The 20999-nt window shown below is 56.9% G+C and carries 24 protein-coding genes; 8 read left to right on the top strand and 16 right to left on the bottom strand.

Going from position 1 to position 20999, the window contains the following annotated elements:
• Positions 1 to 327: 327 nt before the first annotated feature.
• The 7 genes from PKO02S_RS33595 to PKO02S_RS05770 form a co-directional block, all read right to left on the bottom strand.
• A complete protein-coding gene (locus PKO02S_RS33595; protein WP_281280406.1) occupies positions 328 to 462 on the bottom strand; it encodes a hypothetical protein in 135 nt (44 codons plus the stop codon).
• Complete coding sequence (locus PKO02S_RS05795) at positions 434 to 1318, bottom strand: alpha/beta fold hydrolase (protein ID WP_127580151.1); 885 nt, start codon at positions 1316 to 1318, stop codon at positions 434 to 436. The genes PKO02S_RS33595 and PKO02S_RS05795 overlap by 29 nt, the downstream gene beginning before the upstream one ends.
• A gap of 197 nt (positions 1319 to 1515) precedes the next feature.
• Positions 1516 to 2913 carry a Fe-S cluster assembly protein SufB gene (gene sufB, locus PKO02S_RS05790; RefSeq protein WP_127580150.1) on the bottom strand — a complete coding sequence of 466 codons (1398 nt, stop codon included), beginning with the start codon at positions 2911 to 2913 and terminating at the stop codon, positions 1516 to 1518.
• Between the two features lie 44 nt (positions 2914 to 2957).
• Positions 2958 to 4187: a cysteine desulfurase gene (locus PKO02S_RS05785; protein WP_373865194.1), complete on the bottom strand. Its 1230-nt coding sequence runs from the start codon at positions 4185 to 4187 to the stop codon at positions 2958 to 2960.
• The gene (sufD, locus tag PKO02S_RS05780) at positions 4188 to 5489 is read right to left on the bottom strand and encodes a Fe-S cluster assembly protein SufD (RefSeq protein WP_127580149.1); all 1302 of its coding nucleotides are present in this window, start codon (positions 5487 to 5489) and stop codon (positions 4188 to 4190) included. It abuts the gene before it with no gap.
• Between the two features lie 30 nt (positions 5490 to 5519).
• The gene (gene sufC, locus PKO02S_RS05775) at positions 5520 to 6308 is read right to left on the bottom strand and encodes a Fe-S cluster assembly ATPase SufC (protein WP_127580148.1); all 789 of its coding nucleotides are present in this window, start codon (positions 6306 to 6308) and stop codon (positions 5520 to 5522) included.
• Positions 6309 to 6472: 164 nt separating this feature from the next.
• Complete coding sequence (locus PKO02S_RS05770) at positions 6473 to 7063, bottom strand: DUF1802 family protein (RefSeq protein WP_127580147.1); 591 nt, start codon at positions 7061 to 7063, stop codon at positions 6473 to 6475.
• Positions 7064 to 7202: 139 nt separating this feature from the next.
• Here PKO02S_RS05770 and PKO02S_RS05765 point away from each other — a divergent pair, with 139 nt between their 5' ends.
• Positions 7203 to 7364, top strand: coding sequence for an asparagine synthase (locus PKO02S_RS05765; protein ID WP_127580146.1), 162 nt, complete (start codon positions 7203 to 7205; stop codon positions 7362 to 7364).
• A gap of 66 nt (positions 7365 to 7430) precedes the next feature.
• Here the strand turns inward: PKO02S_RS05765 and PKO02S_RS05760 are convergent, their stop codons facing one another.
• Positions 7431 to 7886 carry a Dps family protein gene (locus PKO02S_RS05760; protein ID WP_127580145.1) on the bottom strand — a complete coding sequence of 152 codons (456 nt, stop codon included), beginning with the start codon at positions 7884 to 7886 and terminating at the stop codon, positions 7431 to 7433.
• A gap of 134 nt (positions 7887 to 8020) precedes the next feature.
• Between PKO02S_RS05760 and mtnK the strand changes: the two genes are divergently transcribed.
• The 4 genes from mtnK (at position 8021) to PKO02S_RS05740 (ending at position 11874) form a co-directional block, all read left to right on the top strand.
• Positions 8021 to 9226 carry an S-methyl-5-thioribose kinase gene (mtnK, locus tag PKO02S_RS05755; protein ID WP_127580144.1) on the top strand — a complete coding sequence of 402 codons (1206 nt, stop codon included), beginning with the start codon at positions 8021 to 8023 and terminating at the stop codon, positions 9224 to 9226.
• Positions 9227 to 9266: 40 nt separating this feature from the next.
• Complete coding sequence (gene mtnA / locus PKO02S_RS05750) at positions 9267 to 10346, top strand: S-methyl-5-thioribose-1-phosphate isomerase (protein WP_127580156.1); 1080 nt, start codon at positions 9267 to 9269, stop codon at positions 10344 to 10346.
• 33 nt (positions 10347 to 10379) lie between these two features.
• Entirely contained in the window at positions 10380 to 11354 is a 975-nt protein-coding gene (locus PKO02S_RS05745) for a glycerophosphodiester phosphodiesterase family protein (protein WP_127580143.1), read from the top strand.
• A gap of 157 nt (positions 11355 to 11511) precedes the next feature.
• The gene (locus PKO02S_RS05740) at positions 11512 to 11874 is read left to right on the top strand and encodes a helix-turn-helix domain-containing protein (RefSeq protein WP_127580142.1); all 363 of its coding nucleotides are present in this window, start codon (positions 11512 to 11514) and stop codon (positions 11872 to 11874) included.
• A gap of 88 nt (positions 11875 to 11962) precedes the next feature.
• Here the strand turns inward: PKO02S_RS05740 and PKO02S_RS05735 are convergent, their stop codons facing one another.
• On the bottom strand, positions 11963 to 12265 hold the full coding sequence (locus PKO02S_RS05735; protein WP_127580141.1) for a YunC family protein: 303 nt from the start codon (positions 12263 to 12265) through the stop codon (positions 11963 to 11965).
• A gap of 222 nt (positions 12266 to 12487) precedes the next feature.
• Between PKO02S_RS05735 and PKO02S_RS05730 the strand changes: the two genes are divergently transcribed.
• Both PKO02S_RS05730 and PKO02S_RS05725 read left to right on the top strand, forming a co-directional pair.
• Complete coding sequence (locus PKO02S_RS05730) at positions 12488 to 13054, top strand: hypothetical protein (protein WP_127580140.1); 567 nt, start codon at positions 12488 to 12490, stop codon at positions 13052 to 13054.
• Positions 13055 to 13154: 100 nt separating this feature from the next.
• A complete protein-coding gene (locus tag PKO02S_RS05725) occupies positions 13155 to 13448 on the top strand; it encodes a 50S ribosomal protein L33 (RefSeq protein ID WP_127580139.1) in 294 nt (97 codons plus the stop codon).
• A 63-nt stretch (positions 13449 to 13511) separates the two neighbouring features.
• Here PKO02S_RS05725 and PKO02S_RS05720 read toward each other — a convergent pair whose 3' ends face one another.
• From PKO02S_RS05720 to PKO02S_RS05705, 4 genes are all read right to left on the bottom strand, one after another.
• Positions 13512 to 13898 (bottom strand): DUF423 domain-containing protein, encoded by a 387-nt coding sequence (locus tag PKO02S_RS05720; protein WP_127580155.1) that lies wholly within the window; start codon positions 13896 to 13898, stop codon positions 13512 to 13514.
• Between the two features lie 124 nt (positions 13899 to 14022).
• Positions 14023 to 14595: a peroxiredoxin gene (locus tag PKO02S_RS05715; RefSeq protein WP_127580138.1), complete on the bottom strand. Its 573-nt coding sequence runs from the start codon at positions 14593 to 14595 to the stop codon at positions 14023 to 14025.
• Positions 14596 to 14659: 64 nt separating this feature from the next.
• Positions 14660 to 14923, bottom strand: coding sequence for a glutaredoxin family protein (locus PKO02S_RS05710; protein ID WP_246066853.1), 264 nt, complete (start codon positions 14921 to 14923; stop codon positions 14660 to 14662).
• Between the two features lie 25 nt (positions 14924 to 14948).
• Positions 14949 to 15872, bottom strand: a complete 924-nt coding sequence (locus PKO02S_RS05705; protein ID WP_127580137.1) for an NAD(P)/FAD-dependent oxidoreductase — start codon at positions 15870 to 15872, stop codon at positions 14949 to 14951.
• 1453 nt (positions 15873 to 17325) lie between these two features.
• Here PKO02S_RS05705 and PKO02S_RS05700 point away from each other — a divergent pair.
• Complete coding sequence (locus PKO02S_RS05700) at positions 17326 to 18012, top strand: DNA-binding response regulator (RefSeq protein WP_127580136.1); 687 nt, start codon at positions 17326 to 17328, stop codon at positions 18010 to 18012.
• A 130-nt stretch (positions 18013 to 18142) separates the two neighbouring features.
• Here PKO02S_RS05700 and PKO02S_RS05695 read toward each other — a convergent pair whose 3' ends face one another.
• From PKO02S_RS05695 to PKO02S_RS05685, 3 genes are all read right to left on the bottom strand, one after another.
• Positions 18143 to 18973: an AraC family transcriptional regulator gene (locus tag PKO02S_RS05695; protein ID WP_127580135.1), complete on the bottom strand. Its 831-nt coding sequence runs from the start codon at positions 18971 to 18973 to the stop codon at positions 18143 to 18145.
• A 109-nt stretch (positions 18974 to 19082) separates the two neighbouring features.
• Entirely contained in the window at positions 19083 to 20084 is a 1002-nt protein-coding gene (locus tag PKO02S_RS05690; RefSeq protein WP_127580134.1) for a zinc-dependent alcohol dehydrogenase, read from the bottom strand.
• A 131-nt stretch (positions 20085 to 20215) separates the two neighbouring features.
• A complete protein-coding gene (locus PKO02S_RS05685; protein WP_246066852.1) occupies positions 20216 to 20773 on the bottom strand; it encodes an MEKHLA domain-containing protein in 558 nt (185 codons plus the stop codon).
• Between the last annotated feature and the right edge of the window lie 226 nt (positions 20774 to 20999).

Raw genomic sequence — 20999 nt, 5'->3', positions numbered from 1 at the left:
TTTCCCGGCGAGAGGCGGCTCTTTTTTTAGTGCACAGTTAATCGACAGCCTCAAAAATCGGACTACCGCACGCTTCACCGCCCGGAAAAGCTCTGCAGTCCGAATCGGCCCCATTAGAGCGGCGTTTTCCAAAGGGAGCAGAGGGCACCTGCTCCTCTCCCTAGTTCCCCATTCCGGCGAAATAAGTTATGGCGAAGCGTTATCGTTCAGCCTCACCCCAACCGTGCTTAACAAGCGTCCCCCTTACACTTTAGCACTGTAAAGCACTTAAACTTTCTTATATGTAAACTAAAAACCCGACCGGTTGTCACCGATCGGGTCCATAGATTACTGTGGATTGTTTTGTTTTGGCAAATTGTTCAGGCTTGGCGGAGTAGCGGCGGCTTTCACGGCTTTGAGCGTCTTCATGTGATCGTCTTCGAATTTGTTCGTCTTATGAACCGGGGTATTCCGTTTCGGCATGCGAACTGTCACCTCCGATTATAGGATGCGCGTCCGGTGAGCTTCGTAAACCGCTGGAATTTCGGAAACGTGTGGAGTCCGGCCAAAAATGACGCTTCACCCAGCCGCTCAGCAGCTTGTTCATCTGCGCCGCTTCTTTTGTTGGAATTTGATGCTTCGCTTGCGGCAGAAGGATGAGCTCGGCCTCGGGCAACCGATCCTGCAGCTGCTGCGCGTATTTGTGGAACCTCTTGTCCTTCTCGCCATATAGCAGCAGGACGGGGTGACGGATCGAGTCGACTCTCTTGCCGCAAGCATAGTGCAGGCTGGCTTTGAAATATTGCTTCTGGTTTTCCTTGTTGCCCTCGGCTGCCGCCCGCATCAGCTCACGGAAGGTAGCTTTACGATCCGCGTTGCCCCAAGCGATGCCCCAAGCCAGCAGATGGTTCGTCCACGCCGTCCCCGACAGTCGAGTGGCGGCGACGAGCCGGAACTTGAGCCACAGGTCGTCGACCTCCGGCATAGCGCTGACAAGGACGGCTCCGAGAAACCGCTGTGGGTAAGCGAGCATTGCTTCCAGCGCCAAACCGCCGCCGGTCGAATAGCCGCATAAGATCACTCGCGACAGCCGCAGATGATCGAGCAAGCCGATCAAATCCTTCCCAAGCAGCCCATAAGCGAGCGGCGTCGGCGAATAGGCGCTTTTGCCATGTCCGCGCATGTCATAGGTGATAATTTGAAACTCGTCCGGGAGCTGCAGCTGTTGATAGCGGAAATTGGCCGAAGAGAGCAGCGGGGGATGCAGGAACACAATCGGAATTCCGTTGCCTCGAGTCTCATAATAAAGCGCCGTTTCATTGACGTGGGCCATCGGCATTGGTCAGCCGCCTCCTTTTGGCCAAAGTATCGGCTTTCTTACTGGACACTATTCAGAACAAATTCGGAAATCCATTCGAATCCTTAATTGGACAAGGAATGATGGGATGATTCGGGTCGGGAACAACAAAAAACGTGCCCGATCGACATATACACTAGGTGCTTGTCGATGCGGACACGTCTGTTAATACGGAAGTATTAACCAATACTTCCTTCCATTTCGAATTTGATCAAGCGATTCATCTCGACCGCATACTCCATCGGCAGCTCCTTCGTGAACGGCTCGATGAAGCCCATGACGATCATCTGCGTCGCTTCCGCGTCGGTCAGGCCGCGGCTCATCAGGTAAAACAGCTGATCCTCGGACACCTTGGAGACGGTAGCTTCGTGCTCCAGCGTAATGTTGTCGTTCATGATCTCGTTGTACGGGATCGTGTCGGACGTCGACTGGTTGTCGAGGATGAGCGTGTCGCACTTGATATTCGCCTTCGAGCCTTGCGAGTTGCGGCCGAACGAGGCGAGACCGCGGTATGTTACTTTGCCGCCGTGTTTGCTGATCGACTTGGACACGATCGTAGAAGTCGTATCCGGCGCGAGGTGGATCATCTTGGCGCCGGCGTCTTGATGCTGGCCTTTGCCGGCTACGGCGATGGACAGCACCATGCCTTTGGCGCCGCGTCCCTTGAGGACGACGGCCGGGTATTTCATCGTGAGCTTGGAGCCGATGTTGCCGTCGACCCACTCCATCGTGGCGTTCTCTTCGGCAACCGCGCGCTTCGTCACGAGGTTGTAGATGTTCGGCGCCCAGTTCTGGATCGTCGTGTAGCGGGCGCGGGAGTTCTTCTTGCAGATGATCTCCACGACGGCGCTATGCAACGAGTTCGTGCTGTAGATCGGCGCTGTGCAGCCTTCCACGTAGTGTACGAAGCTGTCGTCGTCAGTGATGATGAGCGTCCGCTCGAATTGGCCCATGTTCTCCGAGTTGATCCGGAAGTAAGCCTGCAGCGGAATATCGCATTTGACGCCCTTCGGTACGTAAATGAAGCTGCCTCCGGACCAAACGGCGCTGTTCAGCGCCGCGAACTTGTTGTCGCTAGGCGGGACGATCGTCCCGAAGTACTCGCGGAAAAGCTCCGGATGCTCGCGAAGCGCCGTATCGGTATCCGTGAAGATAACCCCTTGCTTCTCCAGGTCTTCCTGCATGCTGTGGTATACAACCTCGGACTCGTATTGCGCCGAGACGCCCGCGAGGAACTTCTGCTCCGCCTCCGGAATGCCCAGCTTGTCGAATGTGTTCTTGATCTCCTCCGGCACCTCTTCCCACGTCTTGCCTTGTTTCTCCGAAGGCTTCACGTAGTAAGTGATGTCGTTGAAATCCAGATCGTCCATGTTGCCGCCCCAACGAGGCATCGGCATCGAGTTAAAGATGTCAAGCGACTTCAAGCGGAAATCGAGCATCCATTGCGGCTCGTTCTTCATCCGCGAAATTTCCGCTACGATATCTGCCGTCAGCCCTTTTTCCGAACGGAAAATGTTCTGGTGCTCGTCGCGAAAGCCATACTTGTAATCTTCCATATCCAGCATATCCTTGGCCATTCGTAATCCCTCCCTATAAGGTTCGTGTACGTATCAGTTCCGTATTATTCACCGATCGAGGCGAAAAACTGCTTCGTCTTCTTCAATCCGTCAACCAGCCGATCGATGTCTTGCTCGGTGTTGTATAAATAAAAGCTTGCTCTAGCCGTCGCATTCACATTCAACCAACGCATCAGCGGCTGGCAGCAATGATGGCCTGCCCGGATCGCGATGCCTTCGGTGTCGAGCACCGTAGCCACGTCATGGGCGTGGATGTCCGCCAGGTTGAAGGTGACCAGTCCGGTACGGCCTTCGCGTGGCCCGTACACGGTGAGATCCTCAATCTCGACCAATTGGTCCATCGCATATTGCGCCAGATGCTGGTCATGCTTGTGAATCCGGTCGAGGCCGACCTCCTGCAGGAAGTCGATGCCGGCTCCCAAGCCTACGGCGCCGGCGATAATCGGAGTACCGCCTTCAAACTTCCAAGGCAAATCCTTGAACGTAGAGTCGTACAAGTCGACGCGGTCGATCATCTCGCCGCCGAACTCGATCGGCTCCATCTTCTCGAGCAGCTCCTGTTTGCCATACAGTGCGCCGATCCCCGTAGGGGCGCACATCTTGTGGCCGGAGAACGCGTAGAAGTCGCAGTCGAGATCTTGCAGATCGACCTTCAAGTGTGGCGTGCTTTGAGCACCGTCGACGACCAGCTTGGCGCCGTGCTTGTGAGCGATGGCGGCGATCTGCTTGATCGGGTTCGTCACGCCGAGCACGTTGGAGACGTAAGTCACGGCAACGAGCTTCGTGCGATCCGTTACCGTAGCTTCCACATCCTGTAAGGACAACGTCCCGTCGGATTGAAGCGGAATGTATTTGAGCGTGGCGCCGGTCGCTTTGGCGGCTTGTTGCCACGGAATGAGATTGCTGTGATGCTCCATCGGCGTAATGACGATTTCGTCGCCTTCCCGGCATACCGAGCGAGCGTAGCTGCTCGCCACCAGGTTGATCGCCGTCGTCGTGCCGCGCGTGAAGATGATCTCCTCGCGGCTGCGCGCGTTCAGGAACGCCGCCACCTTGTCGCGGGCGCCTTCGTAAGCGTCCGTAGCTCGGGAGCCTAGCGTATGCACGCCGCGATGAACGTTGGAATTGTCCAGCTCATAATAGTGGCGGAGCGCTTCGATCACTTGGCGGGGCTTCTGCGACGAAGCCGCGCTGTCCAAATAAACGAGCGGATGGCCGTTCACTTCCTGATGCAGGATCGGGAATAGCTCCCGGAGCTCGGCGCTGTTCAGCATCTAACCCAGCTTCCTTTCGACCAGCGCCTCCAGCTGCTTGCGCACATTCTCGAGAGGCACTTCGGAGATTACCGGAGCGAGGAAGCCATAGATGATCAGCCGTTCGGCTTCGACCTTAGGCACGCCGCGGGACATCAAGTAGTACACTTGCTCGGGATTGACTTGGCCTACGCTGGCGGCATGGCCGGCCTTCACGTCGTCCTCGTCGATCAGCAGAATCGGGTTCGCGTCGCCGCGCGCCCGCGGGCTCAGCATGAGCACGCGCTCGGTTTGCTGGCCGTTCGCGCCGGTTGCGCCTTTCTCGATCTTGGTGATGCCGTTGATGATCGCCGTCGCTTCTTCCTTCATCACCGCACGGGTGATCATCTGGCTCGGCGTGCTCTTGCCGAAATGCACGGCGCGAGTCGTCTGGTTCAGCTTCTGATCGCCGCGGCCGATGCTGATCACTTTGGCGTCCGAATCGGAGCCGTTGCCCTTCAGGATCGAGGTCGTGTCGGCCATCGCGTTGCCGCTGTTCAGCTCGCCGATGATCCATTCGATCTTGGAATCGTTCTCGAGTACGGAACGACGGTACGTGATGTCCGTCGAACCTGCGCCCATGCTGTGGATCGAGGCGAATGTCACCTTGGCGCCCGGCTTCACGACAACCTCGACAACGCCGTTATGCACGAGCTCCAGGCCGTCGTCGGACAAATAATTGTCCACGTACGTAACGGAGCTGTTCGCTTCGGCGACGATCAGCACGTGAGGCGCGAACGCAGCTTCAGCGTCGTCGGCAAGGAACAGCGCCTGGACCGGCAGCGCCACCTGCACGCCGCGCGGCACGTACAGGAAGATCCCTCCGTTCCACATTGCGGCGTGCAACGCCGTCAGACGATTCTCATCCGCCTTGACGACGGACAGGAAATGCTTCTGCACGAGCTCGCCGTGCGTCTGCAGAGCCGACTCGAGGTCGGTGAACACGACGCCTTGCTTCGTCAGCTCTTCGTTCACTTGCTTCCATGCGATGCCCGAATTGCGCTGCACGATGACATTGGCGGCATGACCTTCGCCCTGCAGCAGATCGCGAGCGGCGCCGGTCAGCGATTCAAGGCCGGCTAGCGGCGCCGTGTCTTTATAAGAACCGAAGGAGCTCAGCTTCCAACGGTCGATTCTCGTCTTCTCCAACTTCGGCAGTTCCAACGTCTCCGCCGATTCCAAAGCTTTCACACGCAGATCTTGCATCCATTGCGGCTCGTTCTTGCGGGCGGACAACTGTGTGATGGAATCGCGGTCGATTGGAAGAACGGTTTGTGTACTCATATCCATTTCCTCCTGATCGGTGTACAAATATTAAGCTTCTTGACCTACGGTTTCATCCACAATGCCCAGCTCTTCCTTGATCCAGTCGTAGCCTTCCGCTTCCAGACGCTGAGCGAGCTCAGGACCGCCGGACTTAACGATGCGGCCTTGCATCATGACGTGCACGAAGTCAGGGTTGATGTAGTTGAGCAACCGCTGATAGTGAGTGATGATCAGGAAGCCGCGCTCCGCGTTGCGCATCGAGTTCACGCCTTCGGCCACGATCCGCAGGGCGTCGATGTCGAGTCCGGAGTCAATCTCGTCGAGAATGACGATCTTCGGATCGAGCAGCATCATCTGCAAAATCTCATTGCGCTTCTTCTCCCCGCCGGAGAAGCCCTCGTTCAAGTAGCGGTGTGCGAATTCCGGGTTGATCTCGAGCTGCTTCATCTTGCTCTCCATCTGGCGGATGAACTTGATGAGCGAAATCTCGTTGCCTTCCTCACGGCGAGCGTTGATCGCGCTGCGCAGGAAGTCGGAGTTCGTGACGCCTGTAATTTCACTAGGATATTGCATGGCAAGGAACATACCCGCGCGCGCGCGCTCGTCCACGCCCATCTCTAGCACTTCTTCGCCATCCAACTGCACGCTGCCTTCGGTCACTTCGTATTTGGGATGACCCATCAAAGCGGATGCGAGCGTACTTTTGCCAGTCCCGTTAGGGCCCATGATCGCATGCACTTCTCCGCCGTTTATAGTCAAATTGATGCCTTTCAAAATTTCTTTGTCTTCAATAGAAGCCTTCAGGCCGTCTATTACGAATTGCGGTGCGTTAGCCATTTGTCCAATTCCCTCCGGATACTTAAGAATCATTCTTAAATGATTCTCATTGATTCTCAATAATAAATCCATTATAACCGATTTCGACAGGCAAGAGAAGCCTAACCCCCTGCAGGGGCTCTCCACATGCCTACGACCCGCGCGGCAAGCCGAAACTCACGATTTTACACGCGGCCCAGCGCTTCCTTCACTTCCATGCATCTCCGCTCGAATTCCTCGTCCGACAGTACTGGCTCCGCCTGAACGCCGGCCGGCAATGGCGATTGCAGCTCCAACCACGACTTGCACCCGATATATTCCTCTCGAATGTCGGCTTCGATCGGCTCTACCAGCTTGTACACCCGAAGCAAAATCACATGCAGAGGCTGTGTCTTCTTCCAATGCAGTCTCTCCGATGAGAATTCGTCCGTCCAAATGTGCAGCTCCCGCAGCCGATTCAGCTCCTCTTGGCTGAACACCTCGATATCCTCAACCGCTTCGGCATAGGCGCGGATCGTGACCGACTTGTCTTCCGGCGTCCAGCCGACTAGCGTTCGGTCCAGACGATCCTGGTACTCTTCTTTTAGCAGCCGTTTCTTCTGGTGCTCATAGGTCGGGTAAAAGTAGAATGAGTCCGTCACCAGCTCGAAATGCCGCGTCTCCTCGATAATGCCGCCTTTGCGCATGATCAGGATCTGGCTTCCTTCGAGCAGCGCCTCAACAGCAACCGCCCATTCCTTTAATGCCGCTTTTTGCTCCTCAGCTATTATCGCCATTTTGCACCTCCATCAAACCGATTATAGCGTTCCGAAGGAAAACAATGCAAACGCCGCTCGCGCATAGATCGGTTGGCGAACATGCAACCTAATCATGCGCTTTGTCCTTTACAAAATCGATGGAAATGAGGGGTTTAGCATGAGAGAAGGTCTTCTACCCACGGTTCTGGGAACGGCAGTCACGGCATCGGGCGTCGCATTGAGAGGGAAATTCCCTGCCGTCGGTTGGGGCGTGCTGGGCTTCGGCCTGGCGCATATCGTGCTTGGCGCCATCGATCTGATCGAACATCGCAGGGCTTAGCGTCTTGGTTGACAAAAAACCGTCCAACCCGATCAATTCGGTTGGACGGTTTTTGTCGTTTCCTTATTAGCCCATGCAAGCCTGCAGCATCCACACCTGCTTCTCGAGCGTCGTCTGCAGCCCGGTCAGCAAATCCGCCGTACTGGCGTCGCCTTCCTTATCGGCCGCATCCGCCCCCTTGTCGATCTCCGAGATGATCGTCTGGTAGTCCGCGATGAGCGCCTTCACCATTTGATCGGGCGACTCGTTGCCCTTCGCTTCCTTGACCGACGCCAGCTCCAGCTGCTCCTTCAGCGTAGCAGGCGGTTTGCCCTTGATCGCGAGCACGCGCTCCGCCAGCTCGTCCAGCGTGGCAGCGGCTTGTGTGTACAGCTCCTCGAACTTGGCATGCAAGGTGAAGAACTGCGGGCCTTTGACGAACCAATGGAAGCTGTGAAGCTTCATGTACAATACGCTGAAGTTGGCTACTTGTTTGTTCAATACTTCGACGGCGCTTACGGTTGCAGTTGAGGTTGGCGACATTTGGGATGTTCCTCCTTAAGTTTGTGAATATGATTAGGTTAACGTGAAACCGTTCGGAATATGTGCCCGGTATTTGCACGTTAGCGGATATCGCTTATACTAGGTGAAGAAAATTGTTGGAGGTGCCCTTTTTCATGAGCCAATACCATCCGCTTAACGAACAAGAGGCGATCGAATTCGCCCGCACAATACCGAATTTGTTCCAGCCCGGCGCGGAGCTGGCGAGCCGCGAGATCGGAGACGGCAACTTGAACCTCGTCTTCCATATTCGGGACAAGCATTCCGACGCCAGCGTCATCCTGAAGCAAGCGCTGCCTTATGCGAAAGTAGTCGGCGAATCCTGGCCGCTCACGCTCGACCGTGCTCGCATCGAGAGCGAATTGCTGATGATCCAGCACGAGCTTTGCCCAAGTCTGGTGCCTCAAGTTTACAAATACGTGCCCGAGCTGGCGCTTACGGTGATGGAGGATCTGAGCGATCACGTCATCATGCGCCGCGGATTGATGGAAGGCCACCAGTACCCGCTTTTCGCCGGACACATCGGGGCGTTTTTGGCCCGTACTTTATTTTACACATCCGACCTCGGAATGAATCAGCAGCATAAAAAAATGCGGGTCAAGCAGTTCATCAACCCCGAGCTGTGCAAAATTACCGAAGATTTGATCTTCGACGACCCGTATACCGATTCGCCGAACAACAGCTTCGATGAAGCGATTCGCGATGAGGCAGAGGCGCTCTGGGCGGATACCGCGCTCCAGCTCGAGGTTGCGCGGCTTCGCCACGGCTTCCTGACTCATGCCCAAGCGCTGCTGCACGGCGATCTGCATACCGGCAGCATCTTCATTACGCAGGAATCGACCAAAGTGATCGATCCGGAATTCGGCTATTACGGACCCATGGGCTTCGACATCGGGGCTGTGCTAGCCAACCTGCTGCTGAACTACGCCGGGCAGGAGGGCTTGAGCGAGACGTCGGAGCAGCGGGCCTCCATGAGAAGCTACTTGCTCGCGACGGTGAAGGATGTATGGACCGTGTTCGAGGAGCAATTCCGCGCCTTGTGGGACAAGGACTGCGTCGACCGAATGTCGCGCACGCCGGGCTTCCAGGACGCCTACATCGCCGGGCTGCTGCAGGATTCGATCGGCTATGCCGGCTGCAAAATGATCCGCCGCGTCGTCGGGCTCGCGCATGTAGCCGATATCGACCGCATCTCGGATGCGGCTGCCAAGGAACGTGCTCAGCGCATCGCGCTCTCAATCGGCAAATCGCTGATCAAAGGGCATAGACAAGCAGATTCGATCGAGCAAGTGCTCGAAATCGCGCTGAAGGCTGTACAATAAGGAGGCTTCACACAACATGACGGATCACGTTTCTACTATTATGGGTGCGGGTTCCAACTCCAGCCCTCTGCAATCGGTCCGCTGGGCGGACGAACATCTCGATCTGCTCGATCAGCGGCTGCTGCCGGAGGAGATCGTGTATTTGCAGCTCACGACGGCCGAGGACGTCTGGGAGGCGATCCGCCACCTGAAGGTGCGCGGAGCGCCGGCCATCGGGATTGCGGCCGCGTACGGGGTGTATCTCGGCGTGCGAGGCGTAGCTGAAGGCGAGAACGCCGGCGAGCGGTTCCTGGCGGAGCTTACGCGCCAGGCCGATTATCTCGCGACGTCGCGGCCGACGGCGGTGAACTTGTTCTGGGCGCTCGACCGGATGAAGCGCCGCGGGGTGGAGCTTGTGCGCGAGCAGGGCGAGGCCGGTCTTACGCGGCTGAAGGCCGCGATGCTCGAGGAGGCGCGGCTGATCCAAGCCGAGGACGAGGAGACGAACCGGCTGATCGGCGAGCACGCGCTCGCGCTGTTCGAGGACGGCATGGGCGTCCTCACGCATTGCAACGCCGGGGGCTTGGCCACGGCGAAGTACGGCACGGCGCTGGCGCCGATGTACTTGGCGCAGGAGCGCGGCATCTCGCTGCGCGTGTTCGCCGACGAGACGCGGCCGGTGCTGCAAGGCGCGCGGCTGACGGCGTTCGAGCTGCAGCAAGCCGGCGTCGACGTGACGCTCATCTGCGACAACATGGCCGGCATGGTCATGGCGAAGGGCTGGGTGCAGGCGGTCATCGTAGGGACGGACCGCGTAGCGGCGAACGGCGACGTCGCCAACAAAATCGGCACGTACAGCGTAGCGGTGCTGGCCAAGGCGCATGGCATCCCGTTCTATGTCGCCTGCCCCATGTCTACAATCGATCTGAATACGCCGACCGGCGAGCAAATTCCGATCGAGGAGCGCCACGAGGACGAGATCACCCAAGGCTTCGGCAAACGCACCGCTCCTGTCGGCGTCAAAGTGTTCAATCCGGCCTTCGATATCACGCCGAACGAATATGTGACCGCCATCATCACCGAGAAGGGCGTCGTCCGCGCTCCGTACTCCGACAGCCTGAAGGCGCTGTTCGACAACTAGCACTCTACAGCCAGAGGAGCGTAACGATCCCTTATGAGCACCGAACACAACTATAGTCCGGTCAGCTTCGGCACGTCCCGTCGCCGGCGTCCCCGCTGGGGGACGTTCCTGAAGCAGTTCGCACTAGGACTGCTGGCTTTGATCGTCCTTCTTTATTTGGTCAGCACCGTCATTTACTATTTCTTCACGCCGCAGCCTCCGAATCCGCTGGCTCCGGTCGCGAAGCCGCTTAACATTGCCCATCAAGGCGGCGAGCTGCTGGCGCCGACCGACACGATCGCAGCCTTCGACGTGGCGGATTCCTTGAATGTCGACGTGCTCGAGCTCGACATCCATATGACGAAGGACGGCGAAATCGTCGTCATGCACGATGCGACCGTAGACCGTACGACGGACGGCAAAGGCCGCACGGACTCCTATACATTGGCCGACCTGCAAAAGCTGGACGCCGGTTACACGTTCAAGGATTTGAACGGCCAGACCAGCTACCGCGGCAAAGGCGTGTACATCCCTGCGCTCAAGGAAGTATTCCAGCGTTACGGTACCCATTACCATTACAACATCGAAATCAAAGGCGTCTATCCTTTAATCGAAGAAAAGCTGTTCGCCATGCTGAAGCAATTCGGAGTGGAGAAGCAGACGGTCGTTACTTCCTTCGACGACGAGGCGATCGCCCGGTTCGACCGTGTCACCGGCGGCACGGTGGCGCTAGGCGCCGGACGGTCCGAGGTGACCCGCTTCGTGGTGTTGGCCAAGGCGTTCCTGCCCGGTTTGTTCCGGCCGCAGGCGAGCGTGCTGCAGATTCCGGTCAGCAGCAGCGGCATCAATTTGAAGGACGAGCTGCTGATCAAGGTGGCTCATCGTTTCGGCATACAGGTTCACTATTGGACTATAGACGACTCGGCTACGATGAAGGAACTGCTCGATCTTGGCGCCGACGGCATCATCACGAATCGGCCCGACTTGTTGAAGCAGTTGCTCGACTCCAGAGCGACAGCTGCGAAATAACGGCAGCCAGGAGGAGGAGGAGGAGGAGGAGCCCGTTCCGGTGCTCCCCTCCTGTTTTGTTTTCCCGGACGGCTCCCCCCCACAATTAGGCGTTTTGCTCCGAATTGTTTAGGGATCTTTACATTTCCCACATCAGTCCAAGGAGGAGGAGAGTATTATGATCCGTTGCGGCGAACGAATGGCAGCGCTGCGGGATAAAACCGGGCTCACCCAGGAAGAGCTGTCAGGCAAGCTGGGCATTTCCCGGGCAGCGCTGTCTCACTACGAAACCAATCGGAGAGAACCCGATTATTTGACTTTATGTACGATTGCCGACTATTACCAAGTGTCTCTCGACTATATATTGTGCCGGACGGACGATCCGAGCTTTACCTCGACGCCGGATTCGGCACCGGATCCGATAGATCTTGGTGAATATACGACCGATGGACGTATGGTTGTGCTGGACGGCCTGCCTCTTACCCCCGAAGAGGCGGAACGGCTTGTCTGCACGATTCGGGACGAGCGCGAGAGCCGTTAGCCGCTAACGATAGAGCAGCCAGAAGGAACGAGACCCGGTCTCGTTCCTTCCATTATTTTTTGCCGCCCTTCTACGCCCCTTTCACCGCTTACAGCATGAGTAAAATCGCTTCGCTCCCTTTCATCCCGGGCACGATCCCCATTTCTTCCGCCGTATGGGTGACGGACTCGAGCGGCGCCTCCAGCAAGTCCTCCAGCGTCTTGACTCCGGTAGCCCGCCCGGCAATGATGTTCCGGGATCGAAGTCTCTCGTTCAATAATGCAACATCCAAGGCACCGCACATGATATAGCCTTTATCCGTCGTCACGATGACCAGCGTCGTCTTCGGCAGCTCGACCGTGATGCCCATCACCGTGCGATCGCCGATTTGGATCGGTTTGGCCTGAATCATCCCTCGCACCTCCTCTTCCACGGACCCTCTATTTGCAAGCGAATCCGTATTGCTTTATTATTGTATGCTCTACGGGTTGCTCTCGCGTCCTTCCTGCGGCAGGTCCTTACGAAAAATATACGCCCGAAATTTTTGCATCCCCGGTACTCAACGCGCCTCATTTTATGTATATTTGTATATGAAGTTGTTGGTGAACTTTTGGTAGGATAGGACGTGTGAACGATGGGACAAGAACGTACCCCTTTGGAGAAAAAGCCGCATTTGTTTCAAGTGGAAATCATGCTTGAGCACAGCTCCCACGCGCTCGCCCTGGCTACGCTTATGCAAGTGTTAAACCATGACAAGGTGAAAGATTTTCGAATTACAGGGGGCATTGAGCTTGGCAAACAGATCGAAGCTGCACTAGCTGCTGCAAATGTTGTCGGGGTGCCGCCGCAGACGGTCCATCCGCCTGTCGTTTCCCCCGGATCGACCTCGCCGCTGCCTCCAGCAGTTGCTCCTGCAGCCGCTCCAGCAGTTTCATCAACACCTCGTCCTGCCGCCGCTACGTCACCGAAGGCCAAGATCAGCAAAGAAAAGATCAGCCTCGCGGATTTGGAGGAGTACAAGGACAAGGGCACGCTCATCCGGCTCACCGTCGTGAAGGGCAAGGGAGTCAGGCTCAGCTTGCCTTGCCGGATTTTGAACTTCGATGCGGCTGCCGACAACTTGACGATCTATCATGTGGATGAGAAAAAGGTGTACTCCTTCAAGCTGAATGAAATTGAAGATATGGAAGCCCCGACCTAGCGTCGGGGTTTTCTCTTTTCTAAGCGACGAGGATACATGTCCAATCAATTCAAACTACTTGGAATATCATAGAGTAGCTTCATAGAAGGGAGGGATTTGCATGAAGCGCAGAGTCACTCGTTCGGATGCCCGCAAGCTGTTGGGCAAACGTATAGTCGCTGTGAAGAAGGACGGCGCCGTCGTATCCGGCATCCTTCGCGGCATGCGCGGCAACCAGCTGTTGGTGGAGCTCCCGGGGAAAAATAAAGCCCGGACCAAAGCTTTCTTTCCGCTCGTCTTGTTCGACTTGCTTGCGATCGGAGAAGCCGGAGCGGGATTCGGCGGGTTCGGTCCGTTCGGCGGTTTTGGCGGAGGGTTTGGCGGCGGCTTCGGCGGCCCCGGATTTTTCTGGTAAGTAGAAAACGGATGCCCCGTGCGGGGGCATCCGTTTTTTTGTGCTTGATTTTGTTTTAGTGCTCTAGGAGGAACGGCGTTGCTTCCAGAAGGCCGACGCCAGGAAGGCCCAGCCTGCCAAAAAGGCGACGCCCCCGAACGGCGTGATGATGCCGAGCGGCTTGATGTCGGTTACGGCCATCACGTACAAGCTTCCCGAAAATAGCACGATACCTGCTGTCAGCAGCCGGCCTGCCCATCTCAGGGATCCTTCCGCTCCGCTCAGCTTGTCCGAGACGATACCTAGAGCGATGAGCCCGAGGGCGTGGAACATGTGGTATTGTACGCCGGTTTTGTAAGCCGCCAGCAGGTCGGCATCGATCTTGTCCTCCAGCCCGTGCGCGCCGAACGCGCCGAGCGCCACTGCCAGCAGAGCCAGCAAGCTGCCGATTGCTCCATAAGTTCGCAGCATGATGCGGTCACCTTCGCTTTCCTTATTCGCCTTACTAGCCAACATCATAGCGAAAGTGAGCCTCTTTTGCCAGCCGCCCGGGACTTCAGAATTTGAGCATTCGGTGAACGATACGATGCTTCCCTTACAGTGTCTTCTGGCCCGGCTTCCAGTTCGCAGGGCACAAGCCTCCGGCTTGGAGAGCCTGGAGCACGCGAAGTGTCTCGTCCACGCTGCGGCCTACGTTCATGTCGGTTACGACCTGGTAGCGCAGAATGCCTTCCGGATCGATGATGAACAAGCCACGGTGGGCTGCGCCGCTTTCCTCGTCGAGCACGCCGTACGCGCGAGACACATCCTTCGTGACGTCGCCGCCCATCGGGTAGCGGATCGGTCCAATTCCGCCGCTGTCGCGGGATGTGTTCGTCCAAGCGCGGTGCGTGTAGACGCTGTCGACGGATGCGCCTACAATTTCGCAGTCCAGGTCGAGGAACTCGTCGTAGCGGTCGCTGAACGCGATAATTTCCGTCGGGCAGACGAACGTGAAATCGAACGGCCAGAAAAACAGCATCAGCCATTTGCCTTTGTAATCGTCCAGGCTCACTTTTTCGCTCAGCGTTTCCGGATTTTTCGTAGACAGCATGGAGAAGCTCGGGGCCGGCTGGCCCATTTTCGGTGCGGCTGAGGGTGCGAGTGCGTTCGTTGTTTGGGTTGTCATAAATATGAAATCCTCCTCTGAGGGAATGGGATAATGATAATGGTGGTTGAGATGGTGATGGCGGCTAAACGGTTGCTATTGCAGCTAACGCTTTTTTGATCCGGGTAGGGTTCAGCCCCAGAATGGTCATGCTGCCTATCACGGTAACGGGGACGGACATCATGCCGAGATCGGACAGCTCTTGGGCGAATTGCTCGCTCTGGTCGATGTTGCGCTCCTCGTAGGGAATCTCTTGTTCGGTCAAATATTGCTTCAGCTGTGCGCAGTAGTGGCAGTTCGTGCTTGAGTACACGATAGCTGGAGTGGATGCTGATATGGACATGGACATGGATGGTGCCTCCTTATTGGATTGGTTATTTGTATTGCGGGATCACTTGAGCCCGTTTGTTCAAAAATTTGTCGACCGCCATCGCGGCGATCGCTCCGTCCGCGGCGGCTACCACCGCCTGCTTCACCGGAGTGCGGCGCACTTCGCCGGCACCGAATACGCCCGGGACCGGCGACTGCATCAGCGAATCGAGCACCATGTAGCCGTCAGCGTCCAGCGGCACCTGGTCCTGCAGGAAGTCCGTGCCCGGCTTGCTCCCCGACAGGAAGACGAAGACGCCGTCGACGGCGATCGTCCCTTCCTCGCCGTTCGGATACTTGACGCGCAATCCCTCCACCCGCTTGTCGCCCAGAATTTCGAGCGGCCGCGTTTTGTAGTGGACGGTCATGTTGGGATGCGACGGCACTTCGGCATCTCCTTGCAGCTCGGAGCGCGGGACGATGAATTCGATCTCCATGCCGAATTTGGCGAGCGACAGCACTTCATCGACGGCTTCCTCCGAGTCGCCTACTACAGCCACCCGTTTGCCGACGAAGAACGCTCCGTCGCAAGTGGCGCAGGTGCTGACTCCTCGGCCGAGCAGCTTCTCTTCCCCGGGCAGCATCCGGTTGCGCCCCTTGGAACCGGTGGCGATGACGATCGCCTTCGACTCGAAGAAGCCGTCCGCCGTGAACACGGCCTTCACGTCCCCCTCAACGTCGACCGCGGTGATCGTCGTCTGGATGTATTCGGCGCCGAACGATTGCGCCTGTCGGCGGAACCGGTCGAGCAGCTCTTTGCCCGTGCACTCCTCCTCTACGCCGGGATAGTTGGCGATTTTATGTGTGAGGGCAAGCGCTCCTGCGTTCGGGGCTTTATCGATGACGAGCGTCCGGAACCCGGCCCGCGAAGTATAGACGGCAGCCGACGAACCCGCCGGCCCTCCGCCGATTATGATGACATCGTACATGCGGCAACACTCCTTCTAAATGGTTTGTTAGTCGGTTGGCTTGGTGTTGAGAATTCTTATTTAGAATTATTATAATCTAAAATTAATTATATTCAATATTTAATTATAATTATTCCAATTAAGATGATAACAGCACTCGGCTACCTTGCCATTCTGTGCCTGACACACCTCGTCCCGACGCAGCCCGACTTATTCGGACTGCGTGGCTTCTGCGAGCCAGGAAGTCACAGGAAGTCCGCTGCAGTCCGATTCTGCCCACTTAGAGCGCCGTTTTCGCACACCCCCTTCGGATATCGCCTCTCCAATTCGGCTAATTCGGACTACGTGGCATATCCGGAAGACGACCGCCTCTCCAGTCCGATTTTTTCGGACTGCGTAACCGAGCAAGGTTACTTGGAGGTCGGCCGTTTGGGTTGCATCTATAGTTACACTCAGCTCTAACCCACACTTTCCAGCACGACACGCTCGGATTCAGCCAGTAACCAGGAGGTCTACCGGTGGGGCCGCATCTAAGGTCGCACTCAGCTCTAACCCCTACTTTCCAGCACGACACTCTCTGATCCAGCCAGTAACCAGGCTTTTAAGCCATATCTCCTCACTCCTTCGCGGACGCAGCCCTATTTATTCGGACTGCGTGGCTTCTGCGAGCTAGGAAGTCCGCTGCAGTCCGATTTTGCCCACTTAGAGCGCCGTTTTCGCACACCCCCTTCGGATGTCGCCTCTCCAATTCGGCTAATTCGGACTACACGGCATGCCCGGAAGACGACCGCCTCTCCAGTCCGATTTTTTCGGACTGCGTAACCGAGCAAGTTACTTTGGAGGTCGGCCGTTTGGGTTGCATCTAAAGTTACTCTCAGCTCTAACCCCTACTTTCCAGCACGACACGCTCGGATTCAGCCAGTAACCAGGAGGTCTATCGGCGGGGCAGCATCTAAGGACACACTCAGCTCTACTCCCTATTTTCCAGCACGACACTTTCACTCCCAGCCAGTAACCTGGGGGTCTACCGGCTGGATCGCATCTAAGGTCACACTCAGCTCTACTCCCTACTTTCCAGCATGACACTTTCACTCCGGCCAGTAACCAGGCTTTTAAGCCATATCTCTTCACTCCTCCGCGGATGCAGTCCGACTTATTCGGACTGCGTAGCTTCTGCGAGCCAGGAAGTCCGCTGCAGTCCGATTTTGCCCACTTAAAGCGCCGTTTTCGCACACCCCCTTCGGATATCGACTCTCCAATTCGGCTAATTCGGACTACGTGGCATATCCGGAAGACGACCGCCTCTCCAGTCCGATTTTTTCGGACTGCGCCGATAGCAGGGTTGCTTCCCAGCCAACAATCCTGCTACAATTAGCTCAGCATCAACAAATAAACGGACGCAAAGCATGCGCCGCCTTCACAGTCATTGTGGAGCGGCGCTTTTTGTTTTGCGGGAAAAAGGGAGAACTTCATTTTGACCACTGGATCGTTTGAGCATGCTCACAAGGAATGGATGGACTTGCATCTGAAGCAGCGGAAAGGGGAAGCGAAACGCAAACTAAAGAGTGGACATGGCTATGCGGAGCAGGAGTTTCTGAAGCGAGTGTGGTGGCCGGCATTCGGGACGCTGAATTTTTTGCACCCGGAGTATGAGGTGATCGATTACTTCGACGGTAAGCGATATATCGACTTCACTTATATCCGTTCCGGTGTCAAAATTTCCATTGAGGTCGATCCGTTCGGCAAGCATTACGACAAGATGGACCGGCGCCAATATTCGAATCAATGGGTGCGTCACATGCATTTAGTGAACGATCGCTGGACCATCATTCGGATCAGTCTGGACGATGTGAAGGAACGCCCCCGTCTGTGGCAACAGTTGTTTCAACAGCTAATGGGGCTGCTATTCGGGGAAGGGGATCTGCTGACAGCTACAACCGAGCTGACGGCGTTGGAACGAGACATCATCCGGCTGGCGATGCGTATCGAGCGACCGATCAAGCTGGCCGATGTCCAACTTACCATTCAACGCGGCTACGATATGGCGAGGAAGTATTTGAGACAGCTGGAGGAAAAGGAATGGCTGCTCCCGCAAGGCAGGGGCAAGCAACGAACGCACTTCTGGCGGTTGAATCCGGCACGGAGACAACTGCTGCTGTAGTCCGACTGCTTGGAGCTGAATCACCATCGAGCAGGAGCAGAGCCGTACTAGCACTGTGCAGCACCATACCAGCACCGTACCAGCACCGTACCTGCCGCGCCAGACTCATACAGAGTCCAGCCTCGTCCTCCTACAAAGGCTCCACCTCCAGCTGCCGATATTGCTGCGGCGAGACGCCGGCGTAGCCCTTGAACAGCCGCGTGAAGTTCGTCAGCTCCGGATAGCCCATCGCCAATGCAATTTCGCCGATGCTCATGTCGGTTTGCCGGAGCAGCGATTTGGCGCGTTCGACGACGATTTTGCGCTGCAAGACGACCGGCGACTCGCCGAACAGCTCCTTGAACCGGTTGCTGAGATACGTCGCATTCAGGTGGAGCCGACTGGCGAGCTGGCGCAGCGGCACCGGCTTGCCCGGCTGCTGGACGAGCTCCAGCAGCAAGCCGAGCAGCCCGGACGAGCCGGTGCGCGGCTCCATCCGGCCATGCTGCCGCAAGCCGCCGTCGAGCAGTAAGTACAGTAGCTCCAGCGCCTTCGCCTTTTGCAGGATCGGTCCCAACAGCCCGCCCGCTTCCTCCGTCCCGGCCATCAGCTCCGCAAATACGGTCTCGAACTTGGTCGTATCCTCTAGCGGGTACAGATAAGGCAACTGCAAAAATTTCATCACATCCACCACATTTTCCAGCTTGTAAGTGAAATGCCACCATAGAAATTCCGTTTCCTCCGGCGAGTCTTTGTACTGGTCGTGCTCTACACCGGGCGGGATGAGAATGACCGAACCAGGCGGAATGACGCGCACTTCGTCGCCGACGCGCAGCTTGGCCGTGCCTGACTTCACGTATGTCATCATATAAAAACCCGTCAATGTCCGATTCCGAATATTGATCGCCGTCAGCCGATGAATGTCGAAGATGTACAGCTTCAGCTCCGCCTTGGCGAACAGCTCGCGCGCCTGCTCGTACACGATACACAACCCCCCACCCAGACTACCAAAACAAAAGAAGAGCACGCCCCTTTTCCAGAGGCGATGCTCCTTCCAAGTTCACATGCTCTTAGTATACACCGGCACGCTCTCAGCCCAGCAAGTCCCAGTCAAAAATAACACCGAGCGCCGAAGAACGATCCCGCAGCAACCCTTCATACACTTGCACTGCGTTAGCCGGCGAATGGCGATGCGTGATCAAGCTTTTTACATCCATGCGGCCGCTCTGCAAGAAGTCAAAAAACAGCGACGTCATCCGCGTGCCGTCCCAGCCCTGGAACCCCCGCGCCAGTCCCGCGTGCGTACCAAGCACGCTGATCGAGTCGGCGACGACGCGCGGCCCGAGCACCTGCTGCGACGGCACCGTCGAATCGCCGAGCAGCACGACACGGCCCAGTTGGCCGGCCAGTCGGGTCGCCGGCGCCAGTACGGCGGGATGCCCGGTGATGTCGAAGACGACGTCGAGCATCTTGCCCTCCGTGATGCGCCGCACTTCTTCCCGTGCCGCCGTCGCGTCCATCGCCAGCCCATGGGTAGCGCCGAACTGCTCCGCCGTCTTCAGGCGGGCTTCCGCCGGATCGATCGCGACGACATACCGGCAGCCCGACAAGCGCAAATATTGCACGACGAGCTGGCCCAGCAAGCCCATACCGATTACGCCGACCGTCTCCCCGAGCTTCAGCTCCGCACGTCGAACACCCAGCTGAGTGGTGTTGATAAGCGAAGACCACGCCGCTTCCTCGTCGGCAATATGTTCCGGAATCGGGGTCACATGAGCAGCTTTGATAACATGATACTGCTGATGGCTGGCATGCGAGTACACCCGATCGCCCGGCTTCAAGCCTTGCACCTCCGAGCCGACCTCCAACACCTCCGCCGCCATCCCATAGCCCGGATAAAACGGATACTGAACCCAGTCCGCCCAAACCGTCCCCGGATCGAACACCCCTCGCAAGCACAGCGTCTCCGTGCCCGTACTGATCAAAGATTTCCGCGCGCGGCACAGCACCTCATCCGGCCCGACCGGTCCCACATGCTCCTCGACTACCGCTACCCGTTCTTTGTCCGTGAACACAACCGTCAAAGCTTTCATCCCACTCGCGCCTCCCGTTTACTAGAAATACTTGCTGCCTCAGCTCTAGTGTAACGAAAGGGAGATCGCAACCGAAGAACGGAAACACAGTCAAATTGATCACTTTTACAGGAATTCAGCATCGCATCACGCTAGACATCCCTCGTCTTGGCAAAAGCCGCCGCCTGCCCGTACGGAGCCCCATCCTCATCCAACAAATTCCACACCAGAGCATCTACAATATAAAAGCGGCGCCCGGTCGCGGAAACTCGAATCCCCGTATACTCCGCCACATAACCGTCCCGCCTTACCTGCTGCATAAAACGCTCCCTGGCCTCCCGCCCTAACGGCTCCGCCGTCAACCGAGAAGGGGTCTGCGTAAACGTGGCCCAATCCATCTCCCAGAGTTCGAGCGCCGCCGCATTGCCATAATTCAAAATCGGATCCGGCTCCAACCCGTGCGACAGCACAACGATTGAAGAATGAAACAGCTTGTCAGCGAGCGAGTCCGATGTCTCCGGAACGGACACGGGCCCCAACATCGCCCCCGAAACCTCACCCGCTGCCTTTTCCGCTTTCACTCCCGTCTCCACCTGCACTCCTGCCCATTCCCCTGCCAGCAAATCTTTTCCCGTCCAATGCTCGTAGCTGCGGCATATGCGTTCCGCGTGTCTCTCCGTTGCGCCGATTCCAGGTAATCCGAGTGCCATTCCCGCCATCCCCTCCTGCTAGTGTACCGACACGACAGCTTCGATACCGCCGATTGCCCTCTCTATTTTCCTTTTCGCCAAAAGAGTGAACATTCCTTTCCGAAATATGGCTTCCCTCGTCAATCCCCACACACCGTGCCCATCCTCCAACGGAGTTTTGTTTCAATCACATATCGAGCCCGATTCTGAATATATTGATTACAAGCCATTTTCAGGAGGTGCCTGC

The sequence above is a fragment of the Paenibacillus koleovorans NBRC 103111 genome (genome assembly GCF_004000845.1).
Lineage (GTDB): Bacteria > Bacillota > Bacilli > Paenibacillales > NBRC-103111 > Paenibacillus_AA > Paenibacillus_AA koleovorans.
This window is presented reverse-complemented; position numbering and strand designations above follow the sequence as displayed.